The organism is Serinicoccus sp. CUA-874, assembly GCF_001942225.1.
Lineage (GTDB): Bacteria > Actinomycetota > Actinomycetes > Actinomycetales > Dermatophilaceae > Ornithinicoccus > Ornithinicoccus marinus.
This window is the reverse complement of record NZ_MKJZ01000011.1, coordinates 412,995-433,212: the sequence shown is the minus strand read 5'-3', so window position 1 is coordinate 433,212 and position 20,218 is coordinate 412,995. Positions and strand designations below refer to the sequence as shown.

Sequence of the window (20,218 nt, the reverse complement as noted above, 5' to 3'; positions counted from 1 at the left end):
GTCCCGGGGTCGTCGGTGGTCGGACCCGAGCGGTGCGCTGAACTCATCGGAGCAGACCGTGCGGTCGGTCGACGCAGACCGCGCGGCCGGTCGCGGTGTCAGGCGTGCTCGGCGTCCTGCTCCTCGCGCAGCACGAGCCGCAGCCGCTCCAGATCACGGCGCATGGCGCGCTTCATACCCAGCGTCACCGCACCGGAGGCCAGCGTGGTCATCGCCGTGGGTCGACCGGCGTTGCGCAGGCTCATCCCGGTGCGCGGACGTCCCTCGACCTCCTCCTCGTCCCACCAGGTGTAGGTGGTCTCCATCGGGAAGGGTCCGTCGTCGGTACGCATCACCAGGCGCTCGTCCGGCACGAGGTCGACGATCTCGTAGGTGTAGGCGAGCCGCCGGCCGAGGAAGCGGGCGACGAAGTCGACCCGAGCACCTTCCTGGAGCACCGGGTCGCCCTCCCACTGCACGGACCGGATGTTGGCGTACCAGCGCATCGCCTGGTCCGGGTCGCCGGCGACGGCCGCCACGAGGGTGCGCGGCGCGTCGAAGGTGGTGGCGACCGTCACATCCATGGCCACAGGGTATGCCGTCAGGCCCGAGAGCGTCGCCGGTGCGCCCGGCCGTCGAGAGCGGTGGCGTCACTCCCGCTCAGGCCACAGCGGCCTCGTCGCGCCCGAGCAGGTCGTGGCGGACGATGACCTCATCGCGCCCCGGGCCGATGCCGATGACCGAGATCCGTGCGCCGATGAGCTCCTCGAGCCGCTCGACGTAACGCTGCGCGGCGAGCGGGAGGTCGGTGAAGCGGCGGGCACCGGTGATGTCCTCGGACCAGCCGGGCAAATCCTCGTAGACGGGCCGGGCGTGGTGGAAGTCCGACTGGTTGACGGGCATCTCGTCGAAGCGCTGGCCCTGCACGTCGTAGCCCACGCAGATCGGCACGGTGTCCAGGCCGGTGAGCACGTCGAGCTTGGTGAGCACCACGTCCGTCAGCCCGTTGACCCGCTGGGCGTAGCGGCCGATCACGACGTCCGCCCACCCGCACCGCCGCGGCCGCCCGGTCGTCGTGCCGTACTCCGCACCCACGTCGCGCAGGTGCTGCCCGTGCTCGTCCTCCAGCTCGGTGGGGAACGGGCCCTCCCCGACCCGGGTCGAGTAGGCCTTGAACACGCCGATGACCCGGTCGATGCGGGTCGGGGGCACCCCCGAGCCGGTGCACGCGCCGCCCGCGGTGGCGTTGGAGGACGTGACGAAGGGGTAGGTGCCGTGGTCGACGTCGAGCAGGGTCGCCTGCCCGGCCTCGAAGAGCACCGTCTTGCCGGCGTCCAGCGCCTGCCCCAGCTCGAGGACGGTGTCGGTGACCATCGGCCGGATGCGCTCGGCGTGCCGGAGCAGCTCCTCCATCACCTCGTCGACCTCGACGGCACGTCGGTTGTAGATCTTGAGCAGCAGCTGGTTCTTGACGTCCAGCGCCGCCTCGACCTTCTGCCGCAGGATCGACTCGTCGTAGAGGTCCTGGACCCGGATGCCCACTCGGCTCATCTTGTCGGCATACGTCGGGCCGATCCCGCGCCCGGTGGTGCCGATGCGCCGCTTGCCCAGGAAGCGCTCGTTGACCTTGTCCAGGACGCGGTTGTAGGGCGGGATGACGTGGGCGCTGGCGCTGATCCGCAGCAGCGAGGTGTCGATCCCGCGCGCCTCCAGCCCGTCCAGCTCCTCGATGAGCACGGCGAGATCGACGACGACGCCGTTGCCGATGACCGGGGTGCACCCGGGGGACAGGATGCCGCTCGGGAGCAGGTGCAGGGCGTACTTCTGGTCGCCGATGACGACGGTGTGACCAGCGTTGTTGCCCCCGTTGAACTTCACGACGTAGTCGATGTCCGAGCCGAGCAGGTCGGTCGCCTTGCCCTTCCCCTCGTCGCCCCACTGGGCGCCCACCAGGACGATGGCTGGCATGGTGTGGTGCCTTTCTCTCGCGGCAGGTGACCCCTCACTCTATCGACGCCGGGCACGGGTATGCCGACCGCGTCGCCCCCGCGTCACTCCACGAGTCCCCGGCGGCTCACGGCCAGCCCGAGCTGGAAGCGGGTGTCGACCCCGTGCTCGTCCATGAGCGCCGCGACCCGTCGCCGGACGGTGCGCAGCCCGAGCCCCATCTGCCGGGCGATGGCCTCGTCCTTGAAGCCGAGCGAGAGCAGCTCGAGCAGCTTGACGTCCTGCGCGGAGGCGTCCCGGGACATCAGCGGCTCGGCCCGCCGCCAGAGCTCGTCGAAGAGCGTCACGAAGCGTCGATGATGGCCGGCGGTCGCAGCAGGAGGAAGTCGGCGTCCTCGCCTTTCTCCTCCAGCAGCACGCCGGAGCGGCCGAAGATCGCGAACTCGACCCGGATGTTGTCGTCGGCCAGGTAGCGCTGCTGCTCCCCCGCGCCCGCCCGCCACTGCGCGAAGGGGTGCCACTCCGGGTCGGTGAGCACCGACAGCGGGAAGATCCCGCGCACGTCCCGGCCCCCGGTCGAGAGCCCGTCCCACTGGCTGCGGACGGCGTCCTCGTGCGCCGGGCCGGTCGCCATCTTGGCCGTGACCTGGCGGATCGACCCGCGGGAGGTGCGGATGAGGTGCTCGACGACGCCTGCTGCCTCCGTCGGCGCCACCTGCTCCCACGGCGGGACGCGCGGGCCGGAGAGCTGCAGCCCACGGCGGTAGTCCGACTCGAAGCTGTCCAACGACTCGCGCAGCCCCAGCAGCCGGCGACGCCGCTCGTCCAGCTCGGACTCCTCGGAGTCGAGCAGCCGCCCCACGCTCGCCCGCGGGTCGTCGACCTTGACGGTCCCCTCCGAGGTGCGGCGGGCCAGCCGCATCCGCTCCAGGTCGCGCATGACCTGCTCGGTCTGCCGCAGCCGCCAGCCCAGGGCCTCGGCGTGCTCGGCCATCGGCGCGGGGGCCGAGCGCAGCACGTGCCGGTAGAGCTGCTCGGCCGCCTCGGTCAGCCCTACGGACCCTGGTTGAGCATTCATCTATGGCAGGATAGGGCCACTGACACACTTATGTCAGTAACAAGTTGTCGGGCGTGGTTGTATGGGCTCGTCGGACCGCACGTCAGGGGACGCGATCGATCCGATCATGGGGAGCGAGCGGCACCCGGGGCGGTCACGGACCCGGGCGCCGCTCGCACATCGGCGGGCCGGTCCGGTGGCGCGACACGACCCTCGCGCCACCGGGCGGGGAGCTCACCAGGACTCAGAACCCCAGTTCACGGGCCCCGGACGCCGAGGAGGCGCGGAGGAACTCGGTGCAGCGGTGCTGCTCCTCGGTCTCCCCGATCCGACCGGCGGCGGTCGCCAGCGCCGCGAGCGCCCGCAGGAAGCCACGGTTCGGCTCGTGCTCCCACGGCACCGGTCCCTGCCCGCGCCAGCCGGCCCGGCGCAGCTGGTCCAGACCGCGGTGGTAACCAGTACGGGCATACGCGTAGGCCGCCACGTCGTCGTCCTCGTGCAGCGCGTCCTCGGCGAGCGTCGCCCACGCGAGGCAGGACGTCGGGTAAGCCGCCGCGACCGTGCGCGGGTCGCCTTCCTCCAGTCCCCTGGCGGCCGGGTCCTCGGGCAGCTCGGTGGGCGGGATGCCCAGCAGGTCCGAGGTGCCGGCGCTCACCGGTGGGTCCCGGCGGAGCGCAGGTTCTCGCAGGCCTCCACCACCCGCTCGGTCATCGCCGCCTCGGCGACCTTGCCCCAGGCGCGGGGGTCGTACTGCTTCTTGTTGCCGACCTCGCCGTCGATCTTCAGCACGCCGTCGTAGTTGCTGAACATGAAGCCGGCGACGGGACGGGTGTAGGCGTACTGGGTGTCGGTGTCGATGTTCATCTTCACCACGCCGTAGTCGACCGCGTCCGAGATCTCCTGCCGGGTCGACCCCGAGCCGCCGTGGAAGACCAGGTCGAAGGGCCGGCTGTCGGCGTCGCCGCCCAACGCCTGCGCGGCGGCCTCCTGCGCGGTCTGCAGGATCTCCGGGCGCAGCTTGACGTTGCCGGGCTTGTAGACGCCGTGGACGTTGCCGAAGGTGAGCGCGGTGAGGTAGCGGCCCTTGTCGCCGCTGCCCAGCGCGCGCACCGTGGCCACGGCGTCCTCGGGGGTGGTGTAGAGTTGGTCGTTGATCTCGTTGGCGACCCCGTCCTCCTCGCCGCCGACGACGCCGATCTCGACCTCGAGGATGATCCGGGCCGCCGCGCACTGCTCGAGCAACTCCTCGGCGATCTCGAGGTTCTCTTCCAGCGGGACCGCCGAGCCGTCCCACATGTGCGACTGGAAGTAGGGCAGACCCCCACCCTGCACCCGCTCGACCGAGGCCGCCAGCAGCGGTCGGACGAAGTCGTCGAGCTTGTCCTTCGGGCAGTGGTCGGTGTGCAGCGCGATGTTGACGTCGTACTTCTTGGCGACCTCGTGCGCGAAGGCGCTGAAGGCCATGGCGCCGGTCACCATCTCCTTGACCCCCTGGCCGGACCAGTACTCCGCACCGCCGGTGGAGACCTGGATGATGCCGTCCGAGCCGGCGTCGGCGAAGCCCTTGATCGCGGCGTTCAGCGTCTGGCTGCTGCTGACGTTGATGGCCGGGTAGGCGTAGCTGCCGGCCTTGGCCCGGTCGATCATGTCGGCGTAGACCTCGGGGGTGGCGATGGGCATGGTGTCCTCCTGGGGACGCGGATGACGTCAGGTCACCGCCCATGCTTCCACAGCGTCCGGGCCACGGGGGCCTCACCCGCGGCCCTTCGCCGGCCACTAGGGTTGCGGCATGACTGGCGCGTTCACCGACTACCCGACCACGCCGTCGATCTTCGACGAGACGATGACCACCGACGGGCAGGTGCGTCCGGGATACGACCAGATCACCACCCAGTTCGACACCTTCGGGCTGGAGGACGTCCGCAACCGGGGTGAGTACGTCAGCAAGAGCTACCACGACCAGGGCGTCACCTTCGACTACGAGGGCGAGGAGCGACCCTTCCCGCTCGACATCGTGCCGCGGGTCATCGACGCCGACACCTGGTCGCACGTCGAGGCCGGCGTGGCCCAGCGGGTCACCGCGCTGGAGGCCTTCCTGGCCGACATCTACGGCCCGATGCAGATCATCACCGACCGGGTGCTGCCTCGGCACATCGTCACCACCTCCAGCCACTACCACCGGGTGGCCTTCGACATCCAGCCGCTCAACGGCGTGCGGGTGCACGTCTCCGGGATCGACCTCATCCGGGACGGTGACGGGACCTTCCGGGTCCTCGAGGACAACGTGCGGATCCCCAGCGGGGTCTCCTACGTCCTCACCAACCGCCGGGCGATGACCTCCACTTTGCCCGAGGTCGTGGGGACCCACCGGATCCGGCCGGTGGCGGCATACCCGAGCAGGTTGCTGCGGGCGCTGCGGGCCGCGGCCCCCTCGGGGATCACCGACCCCGAGGTCGTCGTGCTCACCCCCGGCCCCTACAACTCGGCCTACTTCGAGCACTCGCTGCTGGCCCGGCTCATGGGCTGCCGGCTCGTCGAGGGCCGCGACCTGGTGACGCAGGGCGGCCGGGTGATGATGCGCACGACGCACGGGCTGCAGCCGGTGCACGTGATCTACCGCCGCGTCGACGACGACTTCCTGGACCCGGTCGCCTTCCGCAACGACTCCGTGCTCGGCTGCCCGGGGATCCTCAACGCCGCGCGCGCGGGCAACGTCACCATCGCCAACGCCGTCGGTAACGGGGTCGCGGACGACAAGCTGATGTACTCCTACGTGCCGGACATCATCCGCTACTACCTGGGCGAGGAGCCGATCCTGCCCAACGTCGACACCTGGCGCCTGGAGGAGCCCGCCCACCGCGAGGAGGTCATGGACCGCCTCGACGAGCTGGTGCTCAAGCCGGTCGACGGCTCCGGCGGCAAGGGCATCGTCATCGGGCCGCAGGCCAGCAAGGAGGAGCTGGACCGACTCCGGGCCACGGTGACCGCCTCGCCGCGCGGCTGGATCGCCCAGCCGGTGGTGCAGCTGTCCACCGTGCCGACCATGGTCGACGACGGGCTGCGTCCCCGGCACGTCGACCTGCGGCCGTTCGCGATCAACGATGGCGAGAAGGTCTGGGTCCTGCCCGGCGGCCTGACCCGGGTCGCGCTCGGGGAGGGCGAGCTCATCGTCAACTCCAGCCGGGGTGGCGGCTCCAAGGACACCTGGGTGCTCTCCGGCGACGGCCGCCGGACCCGGGTCGAGCCGCGCGCCCAGCGGCAGGTGCAGATCGGCACCGCGCCGCAGGTCGCGCTGAAACGCTCCGAGGCCGAGCCCGCGGAGCAGGAGCAGCAGCAACAACAGGCCGGACCCGAGCGGCAGGAGGCGGCACCATGCTGAGCCGGATCGCCGAGTCGCTCTTCTGGATCGGTCGCTACCTCGAGCGGGCCGAGGACACCTCTCGGCTGCTGGAGGTGCACCTCACCCTCCTGCTGGAGGACCCCGTCGTCGACGAGGAGGCCACCAGCGAGGTGCTGCTCCGGGTCATGGGCATCGACGGCGCCGCCAGCACCGACCACCAGACGGTGCTCCAGCTCCTCGGCTGGGACGAGACCTCGCTCACCTCGATGGTCGCCGCCTTCTACGGCGCCCGCGAGAGCGCCCGGCGCTCCCGGGAGACGGTCTCGCTGGAGATGTGGGAGGCCGTCAACACGACGTGGAACATGATGCGGGGCAACCGGCTGCAGCACGTGCCGGCGCACCGCGCCTGCCAGCTCGTCCGGGAGCGCTGCGCGGTCGTCGGGGGCATCGCGGACACGACGATGACCCACGACGAGGGCTGGCAGTACATGATGCTCGGCCGGCAGCTGGAGCGGGTGGACATGACGTCGCGGATCATCGAGTCCGCGGCATACAACGCCGACAGCCCGTATGCCTGGACCCAGACCCTGCGCGCATGCGGCGCGCACCATGCCTTCATCCGCACCTACCGGGGCGCGGCGACCGACGCGCAGGCGGCGGAGTTCCTGCTGCTCGACCGGCTCTTCCCGCGGTCGGTGCTGGTCTCGCTGCAGGCCGCCGAGGAGGCGCTCGCCTCGCTCGAGTCGGCCACCGGCGGCCGGCGCACCGGGATCACCGGTGAGGCGGTCAAGGCGCTGGGCCGGGCCCGGGCCGAGCTGGAGTTCGGATCACTGGAGGAGACGATGGCCCACCTGCCCGAGCGCATGAGCAGGCTGCAGCGCACCTGCAGCGCGGTCAACGACACGGTCTCGGACCACTACTTCGACGGTGCCGGTGCGTCCGTCTGGCGGGCGGGGGTGCGCTGATGCTGCTGCGGATCGTGCACCGGACCGGCTACGAGTACGCCGGCATGGCCTCCCACTCCTTCAACGAGGCGCGGATGTCGCCGCGCTCGACCCTGCACCAGGCGGTGCTGCACACCAAGGTCGACATCGCGCCGACGGCGTGGACCAACACCTACACCGACTACTGGGGCACCACGGTGACGCAGTTCGAGGTGCACGAGCCGCACCCGCGGCTCGCGGTGACCGCCTCGGCCACCGTCGACGTGCAGCGCCCGGAGGTCACCGGCGAGGGCCTGAGCTGGGAGGCCGTGCGCAGCTCGGAGGTCTTCGACGACCTCAGCGAGTACCTCCTGCAGTCACCGATGGTCGAGCCGCCGGAGGAGCTCAGGTCACGCGTCGAAGAGATCGCCGGACGCAGCGCCACCCCGAGCGAGTGCGCGCGCGAGGTCGTCGAGCTCGTGCACGACGAGATGGAGTACGTCTCCGGGTCGACCGGGGTGCACACCCGCGCGTCCGAGGCGTGGGCCAACCGCTCCGGCGTCTGCCAGGACATGTCGAACCTCACCATCGGCTGCCTGCGGTCCGTGGGGATCCCGGCTTGCTACGTCAGCGGCTACCTGCTCCCGGCGCGCGAGCCCGAGATCGGGACGCCGTACACCGGGGAGTCGCACGCCTGGGTGCGCTGGTGGGACGGCGAGTGGGTCGGGATGGACCCGACCAACGCCATCCAGCCCGGCGGCCGCCACGTGGAGGTCGCCCGCGGCCGGGAGTACGGCGACGTGCCCCCGCTGCGAGGCATCTACACCGGCACCAAGAGCAGCTCGATGTTCGTCGAGGTCGAGCTGACCGCCCTGCGACCCTGAGGCGAGCCGGTCAGGCGATGGACACCGTGCCGCGGTGGTCGTCGCCGGGCAGGTCTCCCTCGGCGGTCGCCGTGACCTGCAGGCCCTTGAAGGTCATCCCGCCGGAGTGCACGGTGAGGAAGGACGTCTCGCTGGCGTCGGCGCCGGCGCTGATCCGCACCAGCGAGGTGCGCGGCGCCAGCCGGGTCGGGTCCACGACGACCCACCGGTCGTCGACCGCCGCCTCGACGACGGCGTGGAAGTCCATCGGCGACAGCCCCGGGGCGTAGCAGGCGACGAGCCGGGCGGGTATGCCGCGGGCGCGCAGCAGCGCGAGCGTCAGGTGGGCGAAGTCCCGGCACACCCCCGTCCTGGACAGGTAGGTGTCGCTCGCGCCGTCGGTCACGGTCGAGGAGCCGATGACGTAGCGGAGGTGCTCGTGCACCCAGTCGGCGACGTCGAGGACGCCCTGCTCGCCGGCGACGTCTCCCACCTCGGCGCGGGCCACGGCCTCCAGCCGGTCCAGGTCGACGTAGCGGCTGGGCCGGACGTAGTGGATGCGGTCCAGCGGGGTGACCGGCGCCGCGGCACCCCCGTCGGTGACGGTCGCGGCGTAGCTGACGGCGAGCTCCCCGGGCGGGACGTCGCGGACGACGTGCCACCGGGTGCCGCTGGCCTCGTCGAGGACGTCCTGGACGTCGACCGGGTCACCGTCGAGGGTGGCGGTGAAGCGCTCCTGCTCGGTGGCGACGCCGTCGGCCACGGTCACGCCGAGGGTGGCCTCGACCGGGCTCGTGATGGCAGCGGTCAGGTCCGCGGAGAGGTGTCGTCGCATGCCCTCATGGTGTCAGGCGCCCGGCGTGCCGCAGCGCCCAGTGGTACATCACGATCGCTGCGGCCGCCCCGGCGTTGAGCGAGCGGGTGGATCCGTACTGGCTGATGGCGAGCACGTCCGCGCACCCGTCGACGGCCTCGGCGCTCAGGCCCGGCCCCTCCTGGCCGAAGAGGAGCACGCAGTCCCGCGGGAGGGCATACCCCTCGATCGGGATCGAACCGGGCACGTTGTCGATCCCGAGCACGGGCAGCTCGTGCTCCCGTGACCAGGCGAGGAGGTGCGCGACGTCGGGGTGGTGCTGCTCGTGCAGGTAGCGGTCGGTGACCATCGCCCCGCGCCGGTTCCACCTGCGTCGGCCCACGATGTGCGCCGCGGCGGCGTTGAAGGCGTTGGCGGTGCGGACGACCGACCCGATGTTGAAGTCGTGGCCCCAGTTCTCGATCGCCACGTGGAAGCCGTGCCGGCGGGTGTCGAGGTCGGCGACGACGGCGTCGTGCCGCCAGTAGCGATAGCGATCCATGACGTTGCGCCGGTCACCGGCGCTCAGGAGCTCGGGATCCAGGTGCTCCGGCAGGGCACCGTGCGCGTCCCGCGGCCACGGCCCGGACCACGGGCCGGCTCCGATGCTCTCCTCCTGCTCGGCGCTCACGCGCACGAGTGTGGCAGCAGGCTCGCCCGTCGTGATGGCCGACCTGCATGTTTCGCACTACGGTAGGGACCGGTCGCGGGCACCAGCCCGCACGCATACCCGAATGCGGCCTGCGGGCCGCCGGAACGGAGGGACCACGATGGACCCCACCACCTGGATCATGCTGATCCTGCTGCTGCTGCTCATCGGCGTCGTCGTCTTCTGGTTGCTGCGTCGCCCGGGGGACGACTCCGGCGCCGCGTTGGACGCCCGGGACGAGGGCGGTGTGGTCGGCAGCGAGGGGCGCGACGGCGTGACGCCCGGCGCGGACCCGACCACCTCGGGGTATGCCGGTGCGGACCCCGCCGCGCCCGAGCGAGCGGCGTCGACCGACCCGGCCGAGGGGACGCGGGCCGAGGAGGCGCCGGTCGAGCCGGCGCCGGGTCAGACGGGCCAGGCGCCCGACGGTGCGCCGGTGGGCGGGACCGAGAGCCACCAGCCGCACGCCGGTGACGATGAGCTGTCCGGGGCCGACGGCGAGGCGGCGGGGGTCGCCCCGACCGAGTCGCGCTACGACACGGCACCTGCGGCCGAGCAGGACCCGGGCCCCATGGGTGCGGACGACGCCGAGCACGACAGCGGGCACGTGGACGAGGACGACCCGGGCCGCTGGCGCGAGGCCGCGGCCATCGGTGCGACCGGCGCAGCCGGGGGCGCTGCCGTGGCCGGGGCGACCCAGGGCGACGGCACGGCCGACGACGGACTGCGTGACGACGAGGGCATGGCCCGCGACGAGGGCGCGCACCACTCCACGGGCGGGGCATACGCCGCCCCGACCGAGGAGGACGGCGTGTCCGCCCTCTCCGATGACGAGGTGAGTGCGGGGGCGAGCGAGGAGCCGCTGCACGCGCAGGAGCAGGCGCCGGCCGGTGAGCCGCTGACCGCCGACGAGGTGCTGGACGCCCAGGGCGGCGGAGCCGGCGAGGAGTACCCCGTCGGCGACCCGGCCACGACCTACCGCAGCGACGAGGGCGGCCAGGCGGTCGTCGTCGAGGAGGCCGGGGGGACCGACGCCGCGGCGACGGACCCCGCGACCTCCGGCACCACGCACGATGCCGGCGTCGTGCCGCCCGCGTCGACGGCGGGCACCGACGGGGGCGAGGACCGGTGGACCGAGGAGACCTCCGCCGGGATGGACTCTCGTCAGGACCAGTCCTGGACCGACCAGGGCACGGCCACGGGCACCGACCCGGTCGCCGACGACCACCCGGAGCAGAGCTGGACCGAGCAGGGCACGGCTGCCGGCGGGGCGTCGGTCACCGAGGACCAGCCCGGGCAGTCGTGGACCGACCAGGGCACGGCGACCGGGGACGAGACGCAGCAGGCGCAGTCCTGGGACGAGGGCACCTCCTCGACCACGGACCTGGGCCGTGGCGACGACGCCGCCACCGGCGAGGAGTCCTGGACCGACAAGGGCACTGCGGCCGGGGTCGCCCCCGCGCAGGAGGGCCACGACGAGACGTGGGCCGGCGAGGGCACCACCGCCGGCGCGGCACCCGTCACCGAGGACCGCGGCGACCAGACCTGGGACGAGCAGGCCCCGGCTGAGGAGCGGATGGATCAGGGCGCCGACGCCGGTGCCCCGGTCTTCGCGGAGTCGATCTACGGCGCCGGCTCCGCGGAGCCGCTGGAGGACGGCTCCGGACCCGCCGGCTGGGCCATCAAGGGCAACTCCGGCTCGATGCTCTTCCACACCCCGGAGTCGCCGAGCTACGACGGGGTGCGTGCCGAGGTGTGGTTCGAGAGCGAGGAGGCGGCCCGCGCCGCCGGCTTCGCGCACTGGGACCGCCGCCAGCGCTGACGGCATTCACCGAGCGGCCCATCTCGCAGGTCTCGCCCCCGCGAGCGCCCGCCGGAGTGGGCCGCTCGGCATGTCCGATCGTGGTGTCCGGTCGGGCGTCCGGTCGGTGTGGGCGGACCGCTAGTCGCCCAGGCCGAGATCGCCCAGCCGGTAGGCCGCCCGGTAGGTCAGGCCCTCGGCCTCGACCCGCTCGCGCGCGCCGCTGTCCCGGTCGACGATGACCGCGACCGCGACCACCTCGGCTCCGGCCTCCCGCACCGCCTGCACCGCGGTCAGCGGGGAGTTGCCGGTCGTCGACGTGTCCTCGACGACCACCACCCGACGCCCGGCGATCGAAGGACCCTCGATGCGCTGCTGCAGTCCGTGGGCCTTCTCGCTCTTGCGGACGACGAAGGCGTCGAGCGGGTGGCCGTCGCGACGGCCGGCGGCGTGGAGCATCGCCACCGCCACCGGGTCCGCCCCCATCGTCAGTCCCCCGACGGCGTCCACGTCCATGTCGTCGACGAGGTCGAGCATCACCTCGCCGACCAGCGGGGCCGCCTCACCGTGCAGCGTGATCCGCCGCAGGTCGACGTAGTAGTCCGCCTCCGCCCCCGACGACAGCGTGACCCGGCCGTGGACGACGGCGAGGTCGGTGATGAGCTCGAGCAGGCGGTCGCGCGCGGTGGTCATGCCAGCAGCGTAGGCGAGGGTGTGGTCCACCCTCCCGCACGGCGGCCCCGGCTCAGGGTCGGGTCGCCAGGACGACGAGCGCCGCGGTCCAGGCCAGCGGCGCCACCGCCGCCGGGTCGCCGTCGTGCAGGACCTTCTCCGGCAGGGCTCCGGCGTCGGTCCGGTGCTCGTCCAGCCAGTCCAGCCACTCCCGCGCCTCCTCGTCCCGTCCGGTATGCGCGGCCGCCACCGCCTGCAGGGCCGTCTCCGGCGTCCAGGACACCCCGTCGTTGCGCCACCCGGCGCCCGGTGCCAGCCCTCCGGCCGGGCGTCGCTGCGGCGCCTGCGAGCGCCGTCGGGCCAGCTCTGCCCCCGGGACGGCCTCGTCGACGAAGGGTGGCAGGAGGAAGGTGACCGCGGCATCGGGACGGCCCCCGAGGTGTCTGGGGAAGGACGGACCGAACTCGTCCACGATCCGCTCGCGCACCGCCGCGGCGGTCGGCGTCAGGGTGGCAGGGTCCACGCCCGCCGCCTGCCACTCGCGCTCCGCTACCGCGCCGCGGGCGTGCAGGTCGGCGGCCGCCTCGAGCCCCATGAGCGAGGTGGCCGCGATGCCGAGGGTGAGCTCCTCCTCGGGCCGCTCCCAGTAGTCCGGCGAGGGTCGGGGCAGCCCGGTCTGCGGGTCCAGCCGGTCCAGCAGCCGAGCGGTGGAGCGCGTGACCAGGGGCGCGAGCGATCGTGCCGGGTCGTCCTCGGGCATGGCACCCGGCATACCGGTGTCGATGACCTCCCGGGCCGCCCAGAGCGCCCACCCGGGGCCGTCCTCCTGCGCCGGCCGCTCGTCGGGGACCGAGCCGTCGCCGAGCGGGACGTAACGGGCCTGCAGGGAGCCGTCCGTGGCCTGCAGGTCCTGGAGCAGCAGGAGCACCGCGAGCGCGTCCTCCTCGTGACCGGACCGGGCCAGGGCGACGGCGGCGAAGGAGGCGTCCCGCGGCCACACGAACCGCCACGCCGGGGAGGCGCCGGCGAGCACCGCGCCCGGGGCGGCGCCCGTGGGCGCGGTGAGCAGGTGCAGGTCCTCCAGCGCGCTGCGCACGAGGTCACGGTGCGGCGCGGAGACGGACGGCTGCCACCCCGACGCGAGCCACGCCTGCCGCCCCGCAGCCCGGGCCGAGAGCACGGACACCTCGATCGGGCGGGTCTGCCCGTCCGTCGACAACGGCAGCCAGCCGTCCGCGGCCCTGCCGGGCGCGACCGCGACCAGCTCTCCCCAGGCGTCGCGGGTCACTCCGTCCTGGTGCAACGGCACCTGCCGGTGGCTGCCCTGCCAGACCAGCGCCCCTCCGCTGACGAGGGCGAGCACCAGGAGCCCGGCGAGCCGCCCCCGCCGTCTCATCCCGCCCGGCGCGGCGCGCGGCGTCGACTCGCGAGCGATCCCGCCACGGTGCGGGTGAGCCGGCGCGGAGCCAGGCGCAGCACGCCCACCAGCGCCTTGTAGGTGAGCGAGGGCACCGACACCACCCGCCCGGCGGCGACGTCGTCGAGGCTCTCCCGCACCACGTCGGCGGCCTCGAGCCACAGCGCGTCCGGGAGGCGGGACATGTTCATCTCGGCCCGCGCGTGGAACTCGGTGTGCACGAAGCCCGGGCACACCGCCGTGACGGTGACCCCGTGCGGGGCGAGCTCGGTGGCCAGTGCTTCGGAGAAGACCGTGACGTAGGCCTTGATCGCGGAGTAGTGGCCCATGACGGCGTAGGAGGCGACCGAGGAGACGTTGAGGATCGCGCCGCGCCCCCGGCTGCGCATGGCCCCGCCGGCGGCGTGCGAGAGCACCATGACCGCCCGCACCATGAGGTCCAGGGCCGCTTCCTCCTCGGCGAGGTCGCCCCTGACGAAGCCCCGCCGCGAGCCGAACCCGGCGTTGTTGACGAGCAGGTCGACCGGCTGTGCCCCCGTGCTGCCGACCCGCTCGGCGACGCGGGTCAGGTCGTCCCGGTCCGAGAGGTCGGCCGGCAACACCTCGACCGCCACGCGGTGCCGGGTGGCGAGCTCGGTCGCCAGCTCCTCCAGCCGGGCCCGGTCACGGGCCACGAGGACCAGGTCGTGCCCGCGCGTGGCGAGCTGGACGGCATACTCCCGACCCAGGCCGGACGAGGCCCCGGTCACCAGCGCTGTTCCCATGGCGCCCAGCGTAGGCGGACCCTCCGCGCCCGCGCTCAGAGGTGCTCGCGGAGCCAGTCCAGGTCGGCGTTGTGCTCCTGCGCCCCGCCCGGGGTCTCGATCACGACCGGCGCCCCGGCGGCGCGCACGACGTCGGCCAGCTCGTCCGGCGGGAGCTGACCGGCGCCCAGGTTGGCGTGCCGGTCCGCGCCCGACCCGGCGGCGTCCCGGGAGTCGTTGGCGTGCACCAGGTCGATCCGACCGGTGATCGCGCGCACCTGGTCCACGACGTCGTCCAGTGCGATGCCGCCGGCCCACGCGTGGCAGGTGTCGAGGCAGAAGCCCACCCGGTCGGAGCCCTCGGCCGCGCTGATGGCCTCCCAGACGCGGGCGATGCGGTCGAGGTGGCGGGCCATGGCGTTGTCTCCGCCCGCGGTGTTCTCGATGAGCACCGGGGTGTCCCCGATCGTCAGGGACTCGATGGCCTTGCGCCAGTTGTCGAAACCCTTCTCCGGGTCGTCGTCGGCACCGACGTGGCCACCGTGGACGATGAGGCCCTTGGCGCCGATGTCGGTCGCGGCGTCGAGGTGCTGCTGGAGCAGCTTGCGCGAGGGGATGCGGATGCGGTTGTTGAGCGTCGCGACGTTGGCGATGTAGGGCGCGTGGACGTAGAGGTCGACGCCCGCGTCCTGCGCCGCCGCGCGCAACGCCGGTGCCCCACCCTCGAAGCGGACCTCGGGCCCCTTGTAGCCCTGCGGGTCCCCGAGGAATAACTGCACGAGCGGCGCCTGCCGCGCCTGCGCCTCGGCGATCGGGGCGGTCTGCTCGACGTGTGCTCCCAGGCTCGGCGTGCTCATGCGCTCCATCGTAGGCACCGGCTCCGACACGCCTAGACTGGCGCCGTGGCCTCCTTCTGGTTCGACGTCCTCGTCCCCGGCCTTCCGCCGCAGGTGTGGGAGCGGTTGTGGGACCTGGAGCGGCACACCGCTGCCATCCCGCTCACGACGACGCTCGGTGGGCCCCTCGGTCCAGGCGCGGAGTTCGTCGCCCGCACCCGCCTCGGCCCGGTGCAGATCGACGACGAGATGGTGGTCCGCGAGTGGACACCGCACACCCACGCCGTCGTGGACAAGGTCGGCCGACCGCTGAGCGGGCAGATCGAGGTGACCCTGCGCGCCGCCGGGCCGGACACCCGGATCCGCTGGGAGCAGCAGTATGCCGTGACCGGGCTGCCCGACCGCCTCGCTGCGCTGGGGTCACCGGTGGTGCGTGCGGGGTACCTCCGCGCGGTGCGTCAGATCACGGCCCCCTGATCAGGAGGTGCGCTCCTCCTCGTCGTGCTCGTGCCCGTGGTCGCTCTCGTGGTCCTCGTCCGAGTGCTCGGTCTCGACATCACCCGAGACCCCGGACAGCTCGTTGGGCACGTGCGGCAGGGTCGCGGAGTCGATGACCTGCATGCTGTCGAGGTCGACGATGTGCAGGGCGCTGGAGGCAGGCTCGGTGACGAAGCCGAACTGGCCGTGGACGAACAACGTCGGCCGCGGCTCCTGCCACTCCGCCGGCTCCTCCCACGCCTGCACCACCGCGAGCTCGTCGGTGACCTCGCCGCTCTCAGGATCGATCACGTGCAGCTCGCCGTCGGTCCCGAGGACCAGCGCCTCCCCTTGCGGACCCCGCCCCAGGGAGCGGAAGGAGTATGACGTGCCGAGGTCGACCAGCTGCAGCTCGCCGGTCCGGGTGTCCGTGAGGCTGATCAGCTCGGGACGCTCCAGCTCGGCGTCCTCGTCCACCTTGTAGTCCCCGAGCACGACGTGGGACGCCTCGGTGCCGGCCACGTTGCCGACCCTGCCGTAGTCGTCGGGTGAGGCGACCTTGGTGAAGGAACCGTCGGCATACACCACTGGGCCGTCCTCGCAACCGAGCACGACCGCCTCCCCCTCGGCGACGGTCTCGCCGTGGACATTGGGGCACTCGTCGGTCGCCGCGATCTCCTGGCCGGCGGCGTCGACGACCCTGGCCCCGGTGCGCTCCTCCTCCGTGCCGACCGTCTCGAGCAGCGAGCCGTCCTCCAGCCGCACCGCGACGCCATGGTGCGGGTCGGCGACCTCGATCGACTCGGTGACTGGCAGCTCGGCAGCCTCGGCGTCCAGCTCGGCGGGGTCGAGGAGGTCGATGCGGCCGGCGCCGTCGAAGTAGAGAGCGGTGGTGCCGGCGTGCCGGACCACGTGGCCCGGGTGGGACCCCTCGGCGGCCAGGTCGGTGAGGTTGGGCTCCGTGGTGTAGCTGTGGTCGTGGTTGCCGTGCGGCTCGCTCCAGGTGCCCGCGTCGAGCAGCCGAAAGGCATCACCCTCGGTGAGGAACAGGTGGCGCCCGTCACCGGCGGGGTTGAGCCGGGTGAAGCCCTCCGCCGGCAGGTCGGCCTCGACCTCCAGCGACAGGGCATCCAGCACCAGGACCCCGCCGTCGTGGGTCACGGCCAACCGGGGCGTCGGGCCGGGCGCCTCGACGGTGGCACCCGCCGCGTCAGAGGTGCTCGTGGCCGTCTCGCCCTCGGGCTCCTCGGACGAGCGCTCCGTGCCGGAGGCGTCGGTCGGGCTCTCGGAGGAGGCGCCCGACCCTGGGGTCGTCGAGGCACAGCCGGCGACCAGCAGCGAGATGGCAGCGGTGGAGCAGAAGGTGATCGCCCGCTTATTCATATTGCGAATCATTATCATTCGCGCATCCGATGTCAACCCGCAAGGACATACCTGGTCGGGTGGGTGCTCACCCACCCCAGACCGAGGTGGCGCCGGTGTGCCCGGCCAGCGTCACCGTGACGACCGCCCAAACCGCAGCGGCAGCGGCGAGCACGCCCAGCACGGTGCCGACCCAGGCGGTCCACCTGGCCCGTCAGGCGCGCACGGCCCCAGGCCGAGGTCACCGCGGAGTGCAGCAGGCTGAGGACCGCCAGGACGATCCCGGCCAGCCCGGCGCGGACCCCCCCCCCCCCCCCACGCCCCGTGCTCCTGCAGGATCTGGCTGCTCCCTCGGTCCTGGAGCAGGCTGTCGCCCGAGCTCTGCGTCACCCTGACGACCACTGCTGCCACGACGGCGAGCACCGGCATACCCCAGCCGAGCCAGCGACGGAAGCGAGGGAGCACCACGGCCAGGATCTGGGCCCCGGCGCATACGCTGGTCCGGTGCGTATCGCGACGTGGAACTGCAACAGCATCCGGACCCGGGTGGACCGGGCGGTCGCCCTTCTCGAGCGGCACGAGATCGACGTGCTGGCGCTGCAGGAGACCAAGTGCCGGGACGACCAGTTCCCGCTGCTGCCGTTCGAGCAGGCGGGCTACGAGGTGGCGCACGTCGGGCTGAACCAGTGGAACGGTGTCGCCGTGGTCAGCCGGGTCGGGCTGGAGGAGGTCGAGGTCGGCTTCCCCGGGCAGCCGAGCTGGGGCTCCGGCGAGGCCGAGGCGGTGGTCGAGGCGCGGGCGCTCGGCGCGACCTGCGGCGGGGTTCGGGTCTGGAGCCTCTACGTCCCCAACGGGAGGTCGCTGGAGGACCCGCACCTGGACTACAAGCTGGCGTGGCTGGAGGCGCTGCGCGCCGCCGGGTCCGACTGGCTGACCGCCGATCCGGACGCGCGGATCGCGCTCGTGGGCGACTGGAACATCGCCCCCACCGACGAGGACGTCTGGTCGGTCGACTACTACGCCGGACGCACGCATACCAGCGAGGGTGAGCGCGACGCCTTCCGAGGTGTGGTGGAGGCGGGTTATGCCGACGTCACCCGGGAGCACACGCCAGGCCCCGAGACCTACACCTATTGGGACTACACCCAGCTGGCCTTCGCGAAGCGGCGGGGCATGCGGATCGACTTCTGCCTCGGGTCACCGGCGCTGGCGGCCCAGGTGGAGGGTGCCTTCATCGACCGGGACGAGCGCAAGGGCAAGGGCGCCTCGGACCACGCGCCCGTGGTCGTCGACCTGACAGCCGACTGAGGACACGGAGCGCAGCGCAGCGAGCACCGGCCCGGAGGGCGGCGCGGAAGGTCGACAGAAGGCCCGACCTGACAGCCGACTGAGGACACGGAGCGCAGCGCCCACGGGCCTTGGGGACGAACATCGGGATAGCACGACCTTCATCGGCGAACGTCCCGATGGAGCCTGTGCTATGCCGTGGTCGGTCCCTCAGCGACGGGCGTGGATCACCGCGAGCGGCAGCGTGAGCAACGAGATCCCGGCGACCAGGGCCATACCCCACCCGAAGCCAGCCCCCACGGCGACCGCACCGACGAGCAGGGCGCCACTGGCGGTGCCGGTGTCGAAACCGGCGTTCCAGACGGTGCTGGCCGTGCCCACCCGGCGCGGACCGGCCGCCGCGAACGCCTGGAGCATCGTGAGGTTCTGCAGCGCGCCGTAGCAGAGGCCCACGACCGCGCAGGTCAGGATCCACGCTGCGGCCTGACCGGTCGTGACCGGCTCACGCACCAGCCAGGCCATCACCGCGAAGACCACCGCCGTCAGCACGATGAACGGTGCCACGAGACGGTCCACGCCGACGCGGTCGGTGACCTCGCCGATCCGCCAGCGCGTGATCGCCGAGACGAGGCCCATGGCGAACAGGCCCGCCGCGGACAGCCAGGGCAGCGCGACCAGCTGCGGGGCGAAGGTGATGACGGCCCCACCGGCCAGGGTCACGGCCAGCAGGACGAACGTGGGTCGCAGCAGTGCGAGGTAGGTGCGCAGGGTCGCCGGCGGCTCGTCCACGTCGGGGTGCCGGGTGTCGTGGGTGGCCCGGGTCGGCAGGTGACGCGCGACCACGACGCAGGCCGGTATGCCCAGCAGCGGGATCGCGCCGACGGCGAAGACCGGCCAGTAGCCGAGGGTCTGCGCGGCCCAGCCGCCGAGCGGCATGAAGATGACGTTGGGGATCGACAGCGCTGCGGAGTATGCCCCGACCGCCGCACCCCGGCGCGCGGGCTCGACGAGGAGCACGGCGGCGGCGTTGGCGGCGACGGTGAGGATGCCGAAGCCGACGCCCCGCACGGCGGAGAGGGCGAGGGTCGGTGCCAGCGCGTCGGTGAGCCCGTGCAGCAGCGAGGGGACCCCGAGGAAGACCATGCCGAGGGACAACACCCACGCCCAGCCGATGCGGCTGATCGACCAGGGCACGGCGAACTGCGTGGCCACCGTCATGCCGAGCAGGACGAAGTTGACCAGCCCGGCGCCGGCGCTGTCGGCCCCGCCCGCCACGGCCCACAGCGGCGCCACCGGGAGGAGCGCGGCATACCCGGAGAAGCCGGTGAGCGCGACGATCCCGATCGCGACCATCCCCGGCGTCGACCAGACGGAGGTCCGTGGCGGTCGACCGTCGGGCCCTGAGGGCCCGGGCTCGGGGACGTGCGCGGTCACGCGCGCGCAGCCTTGGCGGCCGCCTTCTTCTCCTTCTTGTAGGCACGGACCTGCTGCAGGGAGTCGGCGCTCGTGACGTCGGCGATGGACATGTGGACACCGTCCTTGCCGTAGTCTCCGGCCGCCTCGCGCCAGCCGTTCGCGGTCAGGCCGCGCTGCTTGCCGAGCAGGGCGAGGAAGATCTTGGCCTTCTGGTCGCCGAAGCCGGGCAGCGCCTTGAGCCGCTTGAGGACCTCCTTGCCGTCCGGCTCGCCCTGGGACCAGATGGCGGCCGTGTCACCGTCGTAGTCCTGGACGACGGCGGCGGCGAGGTCGTGCACCCGCTGCCCCATCGACTTCGGGAAGCGGTGGACCGACGGTGGGGTGGCGCAGAGGGCGATGAACTCCTCCGGATCGGTCCCGGCGATCGCCGCGGGGTCGACCGACCCGAGGCGCTCGAGGATCTTGCGGGGGCCGTCGAAGGCGACCTCCATCGGGATCTGCTGGTCCAGCAGCATGCCGGTCAGCAGCGCGAAGGGGTGCTCGGTGAGGATGCGGTCGGCCTCGGCCTCGCCGACGAGGTGCAGGGTCTCGCTCAT

21 protein-coding genes are annotated in these 20,218 nt (G+C 72.7%); 6 read left to right on the top strand and 15 right to left on the bottom strand.

From position 1 onward, the window contains the following. Nucleotides 1–98: 98 nt before the first annotated feature. The 6 genes from BJF80_RS05795 to fbaA all read right to left on the bottom strand — a co-directional run bounded on the left by BJF80_RS05795 (nt 99) and on the right by fbaA (nt 4,663). A complete protein-coding gene (locus BJF80_RS05795; RefSeq protein ID WP_075812105.1) occupies nt 99–563 on the bottom strand; it encodes an SRPBCC family protein in 465 nt (154 codons plus the stop codon). A 76-nt stretch (nt 564–639) separates the two neighbouring features. Beyond that, on the bottom strand, nt 640–1,947 hold the full coding sequence (locus BJF80_RS05790) for an adenylosuccinate synthase (RefSeq protein ID WP_075812103.1): 1,308 nt from the start codon (nt 1,945–1,947) through the stop codon (nt 640–642). 83 nt (nt 1,948–2,030) lie between these two features. After that, entirely contained in the window at nt 2,031–2,273 is a 243-nt protein-coding gene (locus BJF80_RS05785; RefSeq protein WP_075812101.1) for a helix-turn-helix domain-containing protein, read from the bottom strand. Next, complete coding sequence (locus tag BJF80_RS05780) at nt 2,270–3,004, bottom strand: hypothetical protein (RefSeq protein ID WP_143553988.1); 735 nt, start codon at nt 3,002–3,004, stop codon at nt 2,270–2,272. The genes BJF80_RS05785 and BJF80_RS05780 overlap by 4 nt, the downstream gene beginning before the upstream one ends. A gap of 223 nt (nt 3,005–3,227) precedes the next feature. Beyond that, nucleotides 3,228–3,638 (bottom strand): DUF3151 domain-containing protein, encoded by a 411-nt coding sequence (locus BJF80_RS05775; protein WP_075812097.1) that lies wholly within the window; start codon nt 3,636–3,638, stop codon nt 3,228–3,230. Next, entirely contained in the window at nt 3,635–4,663 is a 1,029-nt protein-coding gene (fbaA, locus tag BJF80_RS05770; protein WP_075812095.1) for a class II fructose-bisphosphate aldolase, read from the bottom strand. Before fbaA ends, BJF80_RS05775 begins: the two co-directional genes overlap by 4 nt. Before the next feature lie 109 nt (nt 4,664–4,772). Between fbaA and BJF80_RS05765 the strand changes: the two genes are divergently transcribed. From BJF80_RS05765 to BJF80_RS05755, 3 genes are read left to right on the top strand one after another with little or no spacing between them, the layout of a single operon-like run. Next, nucleotides 4,773–6,362: a circularly permuted type 2 ATP-grasp protein gene (locus tag BJF80_RS05765; RefSeq protein ID WP_075812093.1), complete on the top strand. Its 1,590-nt coding sequence runs from the start codon at nt 4,773–4,775 to the stop codon at nt 6,360–6,362. Further along, nucleotides 6,356–7,288: an alpha-E domain-containing protein gene (locus BJF80_RS05760; protein ID WP_022925389.1), complete on the top strand. Its 933-nt coding sequence runs from the start codon at nt 6,356–6,358 to the stop codon at nt 7,286–7,288. The genes BJF80_RS05765 and BJF80_RS05760 overlap by 7 nt, the downstream gene beginning before the upstream one ends. Continuing rightward, entirely contained in the window at nt 7,288–8,130 is an 843-nt protein-coding gene (locus BJF80_RS05755; protein WP_022925388.1) for a transglutaminase family protein, read from the top strand. Before BJF80_RS05760 ends, BJF80_RS05755 begins: the two co-directional genes overlap by 1 nt. A 10-nt stretch (nt 8,131–8,140) precedes the next feature. Here the strand turns inward: BJF80_RS05755 and BJF80_RS05750 are convergent, their stop codons facing one another. Then, complete coding sequence (locus BJF80_RS05750) at nt 8,141–8,944, bottom strand: transglutaminase-like domain-containing protein (protein ID WP_075812091.1); 804 nt, start codon at nt 8,942–8,944, stop codon at nt 8,141–8,143. Between the two features lie 4 nt (nt 8,945–8,948). After that, a complete protein-coding gene (locus BJF80_RS05745) occupies nt 8,949–9,593 on the bottom strand; it encodes a TrmH family RNA methyltransferase (protein WP_075812201.1) in 645 nt (214 codons plus the stop codon). Nucleotides 9,594–9,732: 139 nt separating this feature from the next. On the opposite strand from BJF80_RS05745, the gene BJF80_RS18745 reads away from it, so the two are divergent. After that, entirely contained in the window at nt 9,733–11,433 is a 1,701-nt protein-coding gene (locus tag BJF80_RS18745) for a sunset domain-containing protein (protein WP_075812089.1), read from the top strand. Nucleotides 11,434–11,553: 120 nt separating this feature from the next. Here the strand turns inward: BJF80_RS18745 and pyrE are convergent, their stop codons facing one another. The 4 genes from pyrE to BJF80_RS05720 are packed head-to-tail and all read right to left on the bottom strand — an operon-like array spanning nt 11,554 to nt 15,101. Continuing rightward, nucleotides 11,554–12,105, bottom strand: coding sequence for an orotate phosphoribosyltransferase (gene pyrE / locus BJF80_RS05735; protein ID WP_075812087.1), 552 nt, complete (start codon nt 12,103–12,105; stop codon nt 11,554–11,556). Nucleotides 12,106–12,157: 52 nt separating this feature from the next. Beyond that, nucleotides 12,158–13,480 (bottom strand): glycoside hydrolase family 15 protein, encoded by a 1,323-nt coding sequence (locus BJF80_RS05730; protein ID WP_075812085.1) that lies wholly within the window; start codon nt 13,478–13,480, stop codon nt 12,158–12,160. After that, the gene (locus tag BJF80_RS05725; protein WP_075812083.1) at nt 13,477–14,265 is read right to left on the bottom strand and encodes an SDR family NAD(P)-dependent oxidoreductase; all 789 of its coding nucleotides are present in this window, start codon (nt 14,263–14,265) and stop codon (nt 13,477–13,479) included. The genes BJF80_RS05730 and BJF80_RS05725 overlap by 4 nt, the downstream gene beginning before the upstream one ends. Nucleotides 14,266–14,300: 35 nt before the next feature. Then, complete coding sequence (locus BJF80_RS05720) at nt 14,301–15,101, bottom strand: deoxyribonuclease IV (RefSeq protein WP_083673484.1); 801 nt, start codon at nt 15,099–15,101, stop codon at nt 14,301–14,303. A 45-nt stretch (nt 15,102–15,146) separates the two neighbouring features. On the opposite strand from BJF80_RS05720, the gene BJF80_RS05715 reads away from it, so the two are divergent. Continuing rightward, nucleotides 15,147–15,557 (top strand): hypothetical protein, encoded by a 411-nt coding sequence (locus BJF80_RS05715; RefSeq protein ID WP_075812081.1) that lies wholly within the window; start codon nt 15,147–15,149, stop codon nt 15,555–15,557. On the opposite strand, the gene aztD is transcribed toward BJF80_RS05715, so the two are convergent. Continuing rightward, nucleotides 15,558–16,940 (bottom strand): zinc metallochaperone AztD, encoded by a 1,383-nt coding sequence (aztD, locus tag BJF80_RS05710; RefSeq protein ID WP_075812079.1) that lies wholly within the window; start codon nt 16,938–16,940, stop codon nt 15,558–15,560. It abuts the gene before it with no gap. A gap of 483 nt (nt 16,941–17,423) precedes the next feature. Between aztD and BJF80_RS05705 the strand changes: the two genes are divergently transcribed. Next, nucleotides 17,424–18,227 carry an exodeoxyribonuclease III gene (locus BJF80_RS05705; RefSeq protein WP_075812077.1) on the top strand — a complete coding sequence of 268 codons (804 nt, stop codon included), beginning with the start codon at nt 17,424–17,426 and terminating at the stop codon, nt 18,225–18,227. A gap of 189 nt (nt 18,228–18,416) precedes the next feature. Here BJF80_RS05705 and BJF80_RS05700 read toward each other — a convergent pair whose 3' ends face one another. Beyond that, complete coding sequence (locus BJF80_RS05700) at nt 18,417–19,559, bottom strand: MFS transporter (protein WP_075812075.1); 1,143 nt, start codon at nt 19,557–19,559, stop codon at nt 18,417–18,419. 77 nt (nt 19,560–19,636) lie between these two features. Next, nucleotides 19,637–20,218, bottom strand: coding sequence for an HhH-GPD-type base excision DNA repair protein (locus tag BJF80_RS05695; RefSeq protein ID WP_022925377.1), 582 nt, complete (start codon nt 20,216–20,218; stop codon nt 19,637–19,639).

What these genes read in the sequence shown, in the direction of transcription:
- BJF80_RS05790 (WP_075812103.1), bottom strand. Translation starts at nt 1,947, where the DNA reads ATGCCAGCCATCGTCCTGGTGGGCGCCCAGTGGGGCGACGAGGGGAAG.
- BJF80_RS05755 (WP_022925388.1), top strand. Translation starts at nt 7,288, where the DNA reads ATGCTGCTGCGGATCGTGCACCGGACCGGCTACGAGTACGCCGGCATG.
- aztD (WP_075812079.1), bottom strand. Translation starts at nt 16,940, where the DNA reads ATGAATAAGCGGGCGATCACCTTCTGCTCCACCGCTGCCATCTCGCTG.
- BJF80_RS05700 (WP_075812075.1), bottom strand. Translation starts at nt 19,559, where the DNA reads ATGGTCGCGATCGGGATCGTCGCGCTCACCGGCTTCTCCGGGTATGCC.
- BJF80_RS05760 (WP_022925389.1), top strand. Translation starts at nt 6,356, where the DNA reads ATGCTGAGCCGGATCGCCGAGTCGCTCTTCTGGATCGGTCGCTACCTC.
- BJF80_RS05750 (WP_075812091.1), bottom strand. Translation starts at nt 8,944, where the DNA reads ATGCGACGACACCTCTCCGCGGACCTGACCGCTGCCATCACGAGCCCG.
- fbaA (WP_075812095.1), bottom strand. Translation starts at nt 4,663, where the DNA reads ATGCCCATCGCCACCCCCGAGGTCTACGCCGACATGATCGACCGGGCC.
- BJF80_RS05720 (WP_083673484.1), bottom strand. Translation starts at nt 15,101, where the DNA reads ATGAGCACGCCGAGCCTGGGAGCACACGTCGAGCAGACCGCCCCGATC.
- BJF80_RS05730 (WP_075812085.1), bottom strand. Translation starts at nt 13,480, where the DNA reads ATGAGACGGCGGGGGCGGCTCGCCGGGCTCCTGGTGCTCGCCCTCGTC.
- BJF80_RS05695 (WP_022925377.1), bottom strand. Translation starts at nt 20,218, where the DNA reads ATGAGCGAGACCCTGCACCTCGTCGGCGAGGCCGAGGCCGACCGCATC.
- BJF80_RS05765 (WP_075812093.1), top strand. Translation starts at nt 4,773, where the DNA reads ATGACTGGCGCGTTCACCGACTACCCGACCACGCCGTCGATCTTCGAC.
- BJF80_RS18745 (WP_075812089.1), top strand. Translation starts at nt 9,733, where the DNA reads ATGGACCCCACCACCTGGATCATGCTGATCCTGCTGCTGCTGCTCATC.
- BJF80_RS05780 (WP_143553988.1), bottom strand. Translation starts at nt 3,004, where the DNA reads ATGAATGCTCAACCAGGGTCCGTAGGGCTGACCGAGGCGGCCGAGCAG.
- BJF80_RS05725 (WP_075812083.1), bottom strand. Translation starts at nt 14,265, where the DNA reads ATGGGAACAGCGCTGGTGACCGGGGCCTCGTCCGGCCTGGGTCGGGAG.
- pyrE (WP_075812087.1), bottom strand. Translation starts at nt 12,105, where the DNA reads ATGACCACCGCGCGCGACCGCCTGCTCGAGCTCATCACCGACCTCGCC.
- BJF80_RS05795 (WP_075812105.1), bottom strand. Translation starts at nt 563, where the DNA reads ATGGATGTGACGGTCGCCACCACCTTCGACGCGCCGCGCACCCTCGTG.